Here is an 11690-nt window from a genome sequence, read left to right as displayed (position 1 = left end):
AAAAACATTACGCTAAATGAATTCACATATAGGTTGCTTGTCTTGTTAAGCTTTTGTGCTCAACCTCAACAAGCGCCCACACGCATTACCTGATTAATTGTTAAAGAGCGTGCCACCGATCTCTTGGTGGCTGCTTGAGTACTCGCCTCAAGCGAGGTGCGTATATTATTGATTGCATCATCACATGTCAACAAGTTTTTAATATTTTTTTAAAAATTAAAAACTGTCTTATGCGTCAAAAACTTTCAATTATTTGCTTAAAAAACAAACAGTTAATTCGCACCTCTCGGTTACTGATCAACCTGTAATCAGGTGTGACTCCGTAATCGAGAGCGCGAATTATACTTAGGTTGAACAGAGCGTCAACCCTTGAGGGAAATAAATTTAACTTAATATGGTCAGCGGTACGACTGTACTCCACAGAATAACGCTCGCAGCCATAATGGTGACAAGCGCTACAAGACCAACCGTCAATATTGATGTAGAGAACATAAACGCTCTCTCCTCTTCAATATGCATTATGACGGGTACTCCTGTGTAGAGCAGATAGACACTAAAAGCTACCGCTAACATTCCGACACTCACGCAGAGCCACAGCATTGGATAGAGGCCAATGAGCCCTGCCAGCAACATCGGCGTTGCAGTGTATAGCGCTAAACGCGCACACTCATCAACACCCGCGTTGGCACCATAGGTTTTCTCCATCCAACGTATGCTGTAGGTCAACCCGGTGATGACGCCTAATATAGCAATGTAAAATGCTACCGCGGCTCCAAAGGCGGATTCGCTCGCCAACAGGTGATATTCACCATAGGAGACACTCCATCCCACCTGGGTAGTTCCTATGAATAACGATATAGGTGGTATAAGTGCCAGCAGTACCAGCTGAATAATGACATTGTTTAGTGTTAGTGAAGAGTCTTTATCAATTGACTTCCACTCTTTTACTGGGTGATAGAACACACCCGAAAGATGCTGCAGAATCATTGTTACACTCCTTTCAAAGCTGAACTTTGAGTTTGTTTTTATTGATTCAACACATTCAATATAGGATACGTCTGGGATTTATGTGTTAGTTCACTCTCTCTTTTTAGGTTTTCTTTTTCTAAACAATCGTTCTATTAAAAGTAGAGATATTAAAAGCGTATAGATCATCGCCTCTAAAATGCTTGCCCTTATTAGTAGTACCAGGTGTAACAGCGCTAGCATAGCTGCTGGGTAGATCAATTTATGAAGCGTTGTCCATTTACGACCCAATTTTTTCTGCCACCCTTTTGTGGATGTAATTCCCAAAGGGATGAGCAACAAAAGCCCAGCCATACCCAACATAATATAGGGCCTATCCGTTAACTCTCTAATCAGCAGATCAACACGCCAGCCAAGAATAAAGGTCGATACCGCCAAAAGATGGAGCACCGCATAAAAGAGTGCATACAGCCCCACCATTCTCCGATGTTGCAGCAAAAACTTTATATTCAAACGCCGACTGAAGGTTGATGCACAGAGTGTCAGGATCAAAAACCGAATTGCCCACTGCCCTAATTCATCGACAAGCTCTTTCGCTGGATCAGCTCCCAACTGATTGCTATAGGCCAAGTAGACCAGCCATATCAATGGCAAGGCCAACGACGTAAAAAGTGCTATCCAGATGAGCCGTCTAGATAAGCCCCTGCTGGTTAATACCATTTAGAGAGATCCATCCCAGCATAGAGAGGTGCGACCTCTTCATAGCCGTTAAACATTTGAGTCTCTATGATTCTCGGATTAAACAGTGATGATGGTAGCCTTCTCTCTGTCGCTTGCGACCATCTAGGGTGATCTACATTCGGATTGACGTTGGCATAAAAGCCATACTCCTGAGAAGCCGTTAAGCGCCAAGTATTTTGCGGCATGGTCTCCCTGAATCGAATCTGCACGATAGACTTAATACTTTTGAAGCCATATTTCCAAGGCACTACCAACCTAAGCGGCGCGCCATTCTGTGGAGGCATCGCTTGACCATAAACACCGACCGCTAACAACGTCAGTGGATGCATTGCCTCATCTATTCTTAACCCTTCTCTGTATGGCCAATCGATGGTACTGAAGAGTGAACGCTGACCCGGCATCTGCTCTGGGTCTTCAAGCGTGACAAACTCAACGTATTTAGCGTTTGAAGTTGGATTCAACTGCTTTATCAGTGAAGCCAGAGAGAAACCGAGCCAAGGAATGACCATCGACCATGCCTCTACGCATCGAAAGCGGTAGATCCTATCTTCTATGTCCACTTTTGCAAGAAGATCCTCCAGGTTATAGATACCCGGGCGCTCTACCTCACCCACTATCTCAACCTGCCAGGGGTCTGTCTTAAAATTCTGAGCTCTCTCATACGGATCCTCTTTATTGAGGCCGAACTCGTAGAAGTTGTTGTAGGTAATGACCGAATCGTAAGGCGTTAACTCTTCATCGACGCTCCAAGTTGTCTTTGCGCTTTCGAGCTTCGGTCTTAACCAGTCAGGACCAGGATAGAGTGGCAGATCGGAACTCTTGGGTTGTGTCAGCGCATAGCTAGGCATCGAAGCAGCACCTGCGACCAAACCCAGTCCTTTCAATAGCGAACGTCTAGACAAATAGACCGATTCAGATGTGATTTCACTGCTTAGAATTTTGGAAGGCTTACCGATCAACATAATTAATCTCCTATCGCTATACCTCTAATATTAGTCGCTAAGCTGACAAATGCCTTACAAATAAAAAACCACCCGAAGGTGGCTTTCTAATGATGTATTACTCTGCTTGTCGTTTTCTACTTCTGAGCAGCCATTGAATAGGGCCTGATACAGTGTAAGCAAGAAAGATAAGCCACAGGTAGAGATCAGGATCTGTCGCTAGAAAGGCGACAACCAGTACGATCACAATCATTTTTACAAAGGTGATCTTCCCTTTTAAGTTGATCTCTTTACCGCTGTTGTAGAGAACATTACTCACCATAGAGAGACCAATGAGCGCCACATAGAGTGCGATCAACCAAGCAAATGGGGCTGGGTCTATCCCCTTTTCAGTCATAAACCAGATCAATCCAGCAATGGTTGCCGCCGCCGCTGGGCTCGGCAGCCCCATAAAGTAGCGTTTATCCAAAGAGCCAATCTGAGTATTAAATCGTGCCAAACGAAGTGCAGCACAGGCGCAGTAGATAAAGGCAGCCACCCAGCCAAACTTTCCTAAGCTCTGTAATACCCAAGTAAAACTAACCAGAGCGGGAGCCACACCGAAAGAGACCATATCTGACAGCGAATCGTATTCAGCGCCAAACTTAGATTGTGTGTTTGTCATTCGAGCCACACGACCATCTAAACCATCAAAAATCATAGCAACAAAAATGGCGACTGCCGCTGCAGTGAAATGACCGTTCATGCCCGAAATGACAGCATAGAAACCTGAGAACAGTGCTCCCGTCGTAAATAGGTTTGGTAACAAATAGATACCACGAGGTCGCTTTACGCTATCTTCACTGGTCGCGTCAGACGTCTCTGGGTCAATCTGGTCAGTCATGTTTAAGCCCTTAAAAAATATGCTGCAAGTCTAACGAATCTATAGAAGAAGCGACAGATACCATTGATTAATTTGATCACCCCAAATCAACATCAGCCATCCAGCTAAGGCTAAAAATGGGCCAAACGGCATGGGTTTAGTGAGATCCTGACGACCAAACAACGCGCCGACAAGTGCATAGATAACACCCGCAACGGATGAGATCAGAATAATTCCGGGAAGGATCGCATAGCCACCCCAAGCCCCAAGAGCCGACAGCAACTTAAAGTCGCCGTAGCCCATACCCTCCTTACCTGTTACCAACTTAAACAGCCAGAACACCAGCCAAAGAACCAGATAGCCAAGCATCGCACCAGTCACTGCAGAGTCCAACGGGACCCAGCCAAATACCAGATTAACCAGTAGACCCGCCCAAAGAAGGGGCAAGGTGATCTGATCGGGCAACAGCTGATGATCTGCATCGATAAAGATCAAGACAATCAGAGAGTAACTGACGAACAGCATCACCAACATCTGAAGAGTAAAGCCAAAATAGAGCGCAATAGTGAGACCCACTACAGCCGTCAACCCTTCGATCATTGGGTAACGCATAGAGATCGAACTGGCACATCCTGAACAGCGCCCTTTCAAAATTAACAGATAGGAGAGGATTGGGATGTTTTCATACCAGCGTATTGCATGTCCGCATTGAGGGCAGCGTGAGCGTGGCTGAGACAATGAGATAGGTTGATCATCGCTTATCTCCTGCTGATCCAAGAATTCAGCGGCTTCACGGCGCCAGCTATTCATCATCATAATCGGCAGGCGATGAATCACAACATTCAGAAAGCTGCCAACCAATAGAGAAAACATAACCACTGCAGGGAGATAGATCGACTCTAGGGTCGATAGATAAGCGCTCATTGCATCGCCTTATAATTGATCATCCAGTTATCCTAGCATGCAAAGAATATTCCAGATATTTTTGCGCTAAAAAAACCCGAACATTGCCGGGTTTAGGATCAGATAACGCCCAACTCTTTGAGCCGCTCTTTTAAATAGCTATCCGCTGTGTATCGATCCGATAGAACCACATCTGGTCTAGGGTGAAGAAACAACGGCAGTGAGATGCGCGATTTTTTGGTTGCGCCACCAACAGGGTTGATCACTCGATGTATGGTCGACGGGAAATAACCTGCCGATGCCTCTTGCAGCATATCGCCTATGTTCACGATCAAATTACCAAACTCAGCCGGTACATCAAGCCACTCACCTGTTTTGCTGAGAACCTGCAAACCTGGCTCACTGGCCGCCGGCAAAATCGTTAGCAGGTTTATGTCACCGTGTGCGGCCGCACGGATAGCACCTGGTTCTTCATTACCATCAAAGGGAGGGTAGTGAAGCACACGGAGCAGCGTCTGCTCACTGCCATTGATCATGTTGGGTAGTGGCTCACGGTAGCCTGCTTTCACCTCTTCAGGGCTAAACTCTTCGACCCAGCCTAGCAACTCAGAGGCTAATGAGCTGGTTTGAGAATAGTAAGCCTGTAACTCCTCCCGCAAATCTTCAGGGCACTGCCCCCAGGGGTAGTAGTGAAAATACTCTTTGATGTCTTTAACTGTATGATCTTTCGCCACTTCAGAAATTTTGCTGGAGAAAAAGCCATCCTGAGTACCAACGTTATAGTCAAAGTCAGATTTGCGATCGCTATTAAAAAAGGCCTGCCAATGGTCATAAATGGCTCGAACCTGCGCTTCGGCAATAGGGTGATTTTTGAGGACGCCGAAGCCGGTCTCATGCAGCGATTTCACAAACGCCTCGCTGGCACCTTCCGATTGATAATCGACCGCTTCTAAAAAATTCGACATACCACTAGCTCCAGTAACTGTTTGTCATTGCTGTTTCGAAAAAATCGACCACGCCAGCATCGTCAACACCCATGCAGGCCATCTGATCAGGACGATCTTTCCAATAATCCAGCATATAGGGTATGCCAAATCGACTCATGATGGTTTGACCCATAGCAACGCCTTCTGTCGCAACACAGATTGGGCCTGAAACCGTTTCAAATAACTCAGGATGCACAACATAAGCGAGGGCCGAAACGTCATGCGAATAGCAGCCATCAATATTCCGCACGCTAGAGTAAAAGTCGATGTAGAATTTAGCCGCACTCTGCATAAATGAACCCACCTTGGCGTTCTCTTTAGCAATACGATCAAACAGTGATCGAGGCAACATAATCTGATGAGTTACATCGAGCCCTACCATGACCAAAGGCCAAGCCGCAGCCATCACTTTATCGGCAGCGTGCGGATCAGAGAGAATATTAGCCTCAGCTACCGGAGAGACATTCCCATCACTCGCAATCACGCCACCCATAATAACAACCTGCTTAATCTTGCTAGGTAATTCAGGGTCCAGCTGCAGCGCCTGAGCTAAGTTACCCAAAGGACCAATCGCAACGATAACGATCTCACCCGGGTTCTGATTCGCTTGATCGACAATGAATTCAGCCGCCGATTGAGGGAGCGATGTTCTCTTAGGGGGTGCTAAATTGAGATTACCAAACCCATCGACTCCATGAACAAAGTCTGGAAATTCCGCTAGAGGCTTGATCATCGGCGTCGCAACACCCTGTGCAACGGGCGTTTCAGAGCCGGCCATCTCAACCAGCGTAAGGGCATTTTGAGTAGCCTGATCAACAGAGACATTGCCAAAGGTTGTTGTAAGGCCCAACAGCTCAATATCAGGGTGTGCCATCGCGGTAAAAATCGCCATCGCATCATCGATACCAGGGTCTGTGTCTAAAATAATCTTGTGCTGTGCCATTGTTATGCTCGATCTTTACTGTAAGGGGTACCAATCGCTTTAGGTGCGATCGCCCGACCAATGAAACCCGCCAACAGAATAACGGTAAGAATATAAGGAAGTGCCTGCATCAGCTGTACATCAATTTCGCCAACAACGGGCAGTTGAACCCCCTGCATGCGGGTTGCAACGGCCTCTAAGAAGCCAAATAGAAGACAAGCGAAGAGTGCGGGGAATGGACGCCACTTACCAAAAATAAGTGCGGCCAGTGCGATGTACCCCTTACCGGCCGACATATCTTTAATGAAACCTGCACCCAACGCGATAGAGAGGTAAGCACCTGCTAAACCACAGAGCAGACCCGCCATAATGACGGCACGGTAACGCAACCAAGCGACTGAAATCCCGGCGGTATCAACCGCCTGCGGATTCTCACCGACTGCACGAAGCCTTAACCCAAAACGAGTTTTAAAAACGATCCAAGCCGTCATCGGTACCGCCATCAAAGCGACATAGACCAATAGATTGTGTCCACTGAGTAGCTCTGTATAGATGGGCCCTAGTAGCGGAACATCCGACAACCACTCACTCAACGGCCAGGTTAGAGGGCCAAAGCGCTCTTCTGAAGTTAGAGAGGGTGTCTGCCCACCGCGACGGAACCAGGCAATACCCAACACAACAGTCAAACCTGCCGCTAAGATATTGATAGCCAAACCACTGACGACCTGATCACCTCGGTGAGTGATACAGGCAAAACCATGCAGTAACGCCATCATAATTGAGACCAATATGGCAGCAAGCAGACCTAACCATACCGAACCCGTTACAGCCGTCATTGCCGCCGCCGCAAAGGCACCCGCTAGCATCTTGCCCTCTAAGCCGATATCTACAATACCCGAGCGCTCTGAAAAGAGACCCGCCATGGCACATAAAATTAACGGTGCCGCCAGACGAAGTGTGGAATCTAATGCAGAGATTAACTGAACAGAAAACTCCATTATCGCTCCTCCTGACTTGAGCGGGAAACCAATGCAAAGAGTCGTTCCAGCGGTCCACGCATCATGTAGGCCAGAGCACCGCAGAACAGAATGACCAAGCCTTGAATCACCACAACAAGATCACGTGTGATGGTTGAAAACTCAAACGCCAACTCTGCCCCACCCTGAAATAGCGCGCCAAACAGCAGGCTAGCAATGATAATACCCAATGGGTGATTGCGCCCCATCAAGGCGACAGCGATGCCAGTAAACCCAGCACCAGAGACGAAGTCTAAACCGACACGCTCTTGTGCCCCCATCACCTCATTGATTGCGACCAATCCGGCCAAAGAGCCTGAAATCATCATCGCAATGACGACCATTCGTTTTGGATTGATTCCGCTATAGACCGCAGCTGACTCATTGAAACCGATCATGCGAATGGCATAGCCCCAACGAGTTTTCCAAATAAGCACCCAGACAAACAGACAAGCCAATAGTGCAACAAAAAGAGACAGATTAAGCGGCGTTTGAGTAATCTTGATCCCAAAAAACGCAAAGAACTCATGCATCAGCGGCAGTGTCGATTCGGGAGCAATCGCTCGTGTCTCTGGTGACATCGAACCCGGTTGAATCAGCACATTCACCAATAGATAGACCATCAATGCAGACGCAATGAAGTTGAACATAATGGTGGTAATCACCACATGACTGCCGCGATAAGCTTGCAAATAGCCGGGTATAAACGCCCAAGCAGCACCAAATAACGATCCAGCAATAATAGCCAGAGGTAGCAGAGCCCACCATGGCAGAAGATGATCTAAGGCGAGACAGATCAGCCCCACACCTAAACCGCCAATGTAGGCCTGTCCTTCACCGCCGATATTGAATAGCCCCGCATGGAATGCGACGGCCACCGCCAAACCGGTAAAGATAAAGTTGGTTGTGTAGTAGAGCGTATAGCCAACCCCTTCGTCATAGCCAAAGGCGCCACGAATAAGCACTTGCACCGCCTCTAATGGGCTTTCACCAATCAGAGCCACCACAACACCGGCTGACAAAAACGCCAACAAGACATTGATTAACGGAATTAGTCCAATGTCTGCCCAAGCAGGGAGCTTTGCACGACGACTCATGATTGCCCCCCCTGCTGATCCATTTGATCACCGCTTCTTGAGCTGGACATCATTAACCCTAACGAGCGCGCATCGGTTTCTGAAGCCAACACATTACCCACGATGCGCCCTTCTGACATCACCAGCACTCGATCACACAACGACAGGATCTCTTCTAACTCTACAGAGACGACTAACACAGCACTTCCTTGATCACGCAGCGCAACAATCTGCTGATGTATAAACTCGATCGCACCGATATCGACGCCACGTGTCGGTTGTCCCACCAGTAACACCTTAGGTGCGGCGTTCATCTCACGTGCGATACAGAGTTTTTGCTGATTACCGCCAGAGAAACTGGCCGATTTAAGATTAGGATCCACTGGACGAACATCAAAGGTACTCATCAGTTCCTGACAGTGCTCAGTGATGGCGGAGCGATTTTGCAGAATCGAGCCATTAAACTCCGGCTCATCTTGAAAGCCCATGATGGCCGTCTCTTCTGCACTAAACGCACCCACCATACCATCACGGTGCCGATCCTCTGCCACATGTCCGACACCGAGGTGACGAATCTGTTTAGGTGTCATTTGATGCTGAGCATCAATGCAGACCCCTTCAATATTAATCTGCCCCTGCTGCACATCGAGCATGCCCGACAACAGACCTAGAAGTTCTGTTTGACCATTGCCAGATACACCAGCAACACCAACAATTTCACCCGCACTCACCCTGAACGAGACATCGTCCAAACGAGGCACATTGGTGTCATCACGCCAGGTTAGCGAATCTACTTTAAGAAGCGCTGCGCCCGGGTTTGCTTCTTGTTTATCTACCCGTAACAGAACCTTACGGCCGACCATAAGCTCAGCGAGTGCTTCACGACTGGTCTCCGCCGTGTTTACGGTCGCCACCATGGCCCCAGCTCGCATAACAGAGACCTGATCACTGATCGCAATCACCTCTTGCAGCTTATGGGTGATCAGTAGAACGCTGACGCCCTGTGATTTAAGTGTTTTTAAAATCGCAAAGAGTTGGTCCACCTCTTGAGGGGTTAAAACACCGGTAGGCTCATCCAGAATCAGAATTTTGGCGTCACGATAGAGCGCTTTAAGAATCTCTACACGCTGCTGCAAACCGACCGGTAGGTGTGAAACCACCGCATCCAGATCAACATACAACCCATAACGGTCTGAGATCTCTTGCAGTTTTTTACGTGCTTTAGCGAGTGAATGCGTTAAAGACCAGCTACCCTCAGCGCCCAGCACGATATTCTCAAGTACCGTGAAATTATCCACCAACATGAAGTGTTGATGGACCATGCCAATCCCTAGCTCGATAGCGCGTTTAGAGTCAGTGATACTGACCACTTTGCCATCCACATAGATAGAACCACTATCGGCCTCGTAAAACCCATAGAGGATACTCATCAGTGTCGACTTTCCGGCACCGTTTTCACCAACGATGGCGTGTATCTCACCTTTGACGACATTCAGATCAACGTCGACATTGGCTTTGACGGCACCGAAGTGTTTATTGATCTTCGCTAACTGAATTGAATAAGAAACAGGATCCCGATTGGGATCCTGTATAGGTTGTGTCACCACTCGGTTAGACCTCTATCTTAGTCGAGTGCTGGACAGCTGTTGTCGCTCATGTAGTCGTGAACTTTGATTTCACCCGCGATGATCGCTTTTTTCGCAGCTTCAACGGCCGATTTCATCTCAGCGGTGATCAGAGCTTCGTTGTGCTCATCAAGCGCCCAATCGACACCACCCTGCGCTAGACCAAGCGCTTGGAAACCCGCTTGCCAAGTACCATCTTGCATCGCTTTAAGCGAGTTATACGCTGCTACATCAACACGCTTGACCATGGAGGTTAGCATCGTTCCTGGCTGTAGGTAGTTCTGGTTAGAGTCGACACCAATCGCGTATTTGCCAGAGTCAGCCGCGGCTTGGTAGACACCAACACCTGTTCCGCCCGCTGCTGCGTAAACAACATCAGAACCACGGTCGAATTGGCTGACAGCTAGCTCAGCACCTTTTGCTGGGTCATTCCAAGCGCTTGGCGTCGTACCGGTCATGTTACGGATCACGTTGATATCTTTGTTAACGTACTGAGCACCCTGAGCATAACCACACTCAAACTTACGAATCAGTGGAATGTCCATGCCACCGACAAAGCTGACAGTCCCTGTTTCTGATTTCATTGCCGCAAGCATACCGACAAGGAATGAACCCTCGTGCTCATTGAAGACAACTGACTGAACGTTTGGCTTATCAACCACCATATCGATCAGAGTGATGCGTGCATCTGGGAACTCACCGGCCACTTTATCAACGGCCGCAGCTTGGGCGAAGCCAACGCTGATGATTGGGTTAGCACCACGCTGCGCAAAACGACGGATCGCCTGTTCACGCTGTGATGCATTAGTCACCTCGAACTCACGGTAGTTAACACCGCTCTCCTCTTTAAATCGCTCCATGCCGTTATAAACAGACTGGTTAAACGATTTATCGAACTTACCACCCATGTCAAAAACAACAGCTGGATTTAGGTCTGCCGCTTGAGCCGATGCTGAAGCTACCGCTACTGAAAGAGCGAGTGTTTTCAAAACTACACGTTTCATTATTGGTGTTCCTTATTTGTGATCGAAGTTTGATTGGTCATCAGAAATCTGGACCGATCAGTCAACCTTATCCCTAAACAGAGAGGCAAACAAGTCTATTTTTAGACAAAAAAAATCCCAGCAAAAGCCGGGATTTTCGAAGTATGAAATGCGTTAAACGCTCAATACTTTCTCGCCGCGAGCAATACCGGATACGCCCGAGCGAACCACTTCAAGAATCGATGCGGTACCTAAGGCTGCAATAAAGGCATCCAGCTTAGCCGAATCACCAATCAACTGAACAGTGTAAGTATTCGGCGTCACATCGATGATGTGGCCGCGGAAGATATCTGCAGTACGCTTAATCTCTGCACGCATCTGACCGTTTGCTTTCAGCTTGATCATCATAACTTCACGTTCGATATGGTCGCCTTCCGATAGATCAACAACCTTCACGACATCGATTAGCTTGTTCAACTGCTTAGTGATCTGCTCAACAACACGGTCGTTACCGATCGTTGTCACTGTCAAACGAGACAGTGTTGGATCTTCAGTTGGGGCTACTGTAAGCGATTCAATGTTGTAGTTGCGCTGTGAGAATAGGCCAACAACACGTGACAGTGCACCGGGTTCGTTCTCTAGGAGAACTGAAATGATATGACGCATCGT

12 protein-coding genes are annotated in these 11690 nt (G+C 47.9%); all 12 read right to left on the bottom strand.

Going from position 1 to position 11690, the window contains the following annotated elements:
- Positions 1 to 384 precede the first annotated feature (384 nt).
- Positions 385 to 987 (bottom strand): Yip1 family protein, encoded by a 603-nt coding sequence (locus XMG59_RS07190; RefSeq protein ID WP_173484385.1) that lies wholly within the window; start codon positions 985 to 987, stop codon positions 385 to 387.
- A gap of 90 nt (positions 988 to 1077) precedes the next feature.
- A complete protein-coding gene (locus XMG59_RS07185; protein ID WP_173498441.1) occupies positions 1078 to 1620 on the bottom strand; it encodes a sulfite oxidase heme-binding subunit YedZ in 543 nt (180 codons plus the stop codon).
- 56 nt (positions 1621 to 1676) lie between these two features.
- Positions 1677 to 2669, bottom strand: coding sequence for a protein-methionine-sulfoxide reductase catalytic subunit MsrP (gene msrP, locus XMG59_RS07180; RefSeq protein ID WP_173498440.1), 993 nt, complete (start codon positions 2667 to 2669; stop codon positions 1677 to 1679).
- A gap of 97 nt (positions 2670 to 2766) precedes the next feature.
- Complete coding sequence (gene pssA / locus XMG59_RS07175; RefSeq protein WP_173482285.1) at positions 2767 to 3531, bottom strand: CDP-diacylglycerol--serine O-phosphatidyltransferase; 765 nt, start codon at positions 3529 to 3531, stop codon at positions 2767 to 2769.
- Between the two features lie 39 nt (positions 3532 to 3570).
- Positions 3571 to 4434, bottom strand: a complete 864-nt coding sequence (locus XMG59_RS07170; RefSeq protein ID WP_173482284.1) for an A24 family peptidase — start codon at positions 4432 to 4434, stop codon at positions 3571 to 3573.
- A 98-nt stretch (positions 4435 to 4532) separates the two neighbouring features.
- Positions 4533 to 5378, bottom strand: a complete 846-nt coding sequence (locus XMG59_RS07165) for an isopenicillin N synthase family oxygenase (protein ID WP_173482283.1) — start codon at positions 5376 to 5378, stop codon at positions 4533 to 4535.
- Between the two features lie 4 nt (positions 5379 to 5382).
- Positions 5383 to 6342 (bottom strand): nucleoside hydrolase, encoded by a 960-nt coding sequence (locus XMG59_RS07160; protein ID WP_173482282.1) that lies wholly within the window; start codon positions 6340 to 6342, stop codon positions 5383 to 5385.
- 2 nt (positions 6343 to 6344) lie between these two features.
- Positions 6345 to 7319: an ABC transporter permease gene (locus XMG59_RS07155; protein ID WP_173483002.1), complete on the bottom strand. Its 975-nt coding sequence runs from the start codon at positions 7317 to 7319 to the stop codon at positions 6345 to 6347.
- Positions 7319 to 8434, bottom strand: a complete 1116-nt coding sequence (locus XMG59_RS07150; protein ID WP_173482280.1) for an ABC transporter permease — start codon at positions 8432 to 8434, stop codon at positions 7319 to 7321. The genes XMG59_RS07155 and XMG59_RS07150 overlap by 1 nt, the downstream gene beginning before the upstream one ends.
- On the bottom strand, positions 8431 to 10017 hold the full coding sequence (locus XMG59_RS07145; RefSeq protein WP_371743735.1) for an ABC transporter ATP-binding protein: 1587 nt from the start codon (positions 10015 to 10017) through the stop codon (positions 8431 to 8433). The genes XMG59_RS07150 and XMG59_RS07145 overlap by 4 nt, the downstream gene beginning before the upstream one ends.
- Before the next feature lie 20 nt (positions 10018 to 10037).
- On the bottom strand, positions 10038 to 11042 hold the full coding sequence (locus XMG59_RS07140; protein WP_173482279.1) for a BMP family protein: 1005 nt from the start codon (positions 11040 to 11042) through the stop codon (positions 10038 to 10040).
- A 153-nt stretch (positions 11043 to 11195) separates the two neighbouring features.
- Entirely contained in the window at positions 11196 to 11687 is a 492-nt protein-coding gene (gene ilvN / locus XMG59_RS07135; protein WP_173482278.1) for an acetolactate synthase small subunit, read from the bottom strand.
- Between the last annotated feature and the right edge of the window lie 3 nt (positions 11688 to 11690).

The organism is Marinobacterium sp. xm-g-59, assembly GCF_013283315.1.
GTDB lineage: Bacteria > Pseudomonadota > Gammaproteobacteria > Pseudomonadales > Balneatricaceae > Marinobacterium_E.
This window is presented reverse-complemented; position numbering and strand designations above follow the sequence as displayed.

What these genes read in the sequence shown, in the direction of transcription:
- XMG59_RS07190 (WP_173484385.1), bottom strand. Translation starts at nt 987, where the DNA reads ATGATTCTGCAGCATCTTTCGGGTGTGTTCTATCACCCAGTAAAAGAG.
- msrP (WP_173498440.1), bottom strand. Translation starts at nt 2,669, where the DNA reads ATGTTGATCGGTAAGCCTTCCAAAATTCTAAGCAGTGAAATCACATCT.
- pssA (WP_173482285.1), bottom strand. Translation starts at nt 3,531, where the DNA reads ATGACTGACCAGATTGACCCAGAGACGTCTGACGCGACCAGTGAAGAT.
- XMG59_RS07170 (WP_173482284.1), bottom strand. Translation starts at nt 4,434, where the DNA reads ATGAGCGCTTATCTATCGACCCTAGAGTCGATCTATCTCCCTGCAGTG.
- XMG59_RS07165 (WP_173482283.1), bottom strand. Translation starts at nt 5,378, where the DNA reads ATGTCGAATTTTTTAGAAGCGGTCGATTATCAATCGGAAGGTGCCAGC.
- XMG59_RS07160 (WP_173482282.1), bottom strand. Translation starts at nt 6,342, where the DNA reads ATGGCACAGCACAAGATTATTTTAGACACAGACCCTGGTATCGATGAT.
- XMG59_RS07155 (WP_173483002.1), bottom strand. Translation starts at nt 7,319, where the DNA reads ATGGAGTTTTCTGTTCAGTTAATCTCTGCATTAGATTCCACACTTCGT.
- XMG59_RS07150 (WP_173482280.1), bottom strand. Translation starts at nt 8,434, where the DNA reads ATGAGTCGTCGTGCAAAGCTCCCTGCTTGGGCAGACATTGGACTAATT.
- XMG59_RS07140 (WP_173482279.1), bottom strand. Translation starts at nt 11,042, where the DNA reads ATGAAACGTGTAGTTTTGAAAACACTCGCTCTTTCAGTAGCGGTAGCT.
- ilvN (WP_173482278.1), bottom strand. Translation starts at nt 11,687, where the DNA reads ATGCGTCATATCATTTCAGTTCTCCTAGAGAACGAACCCGGTGCACTG.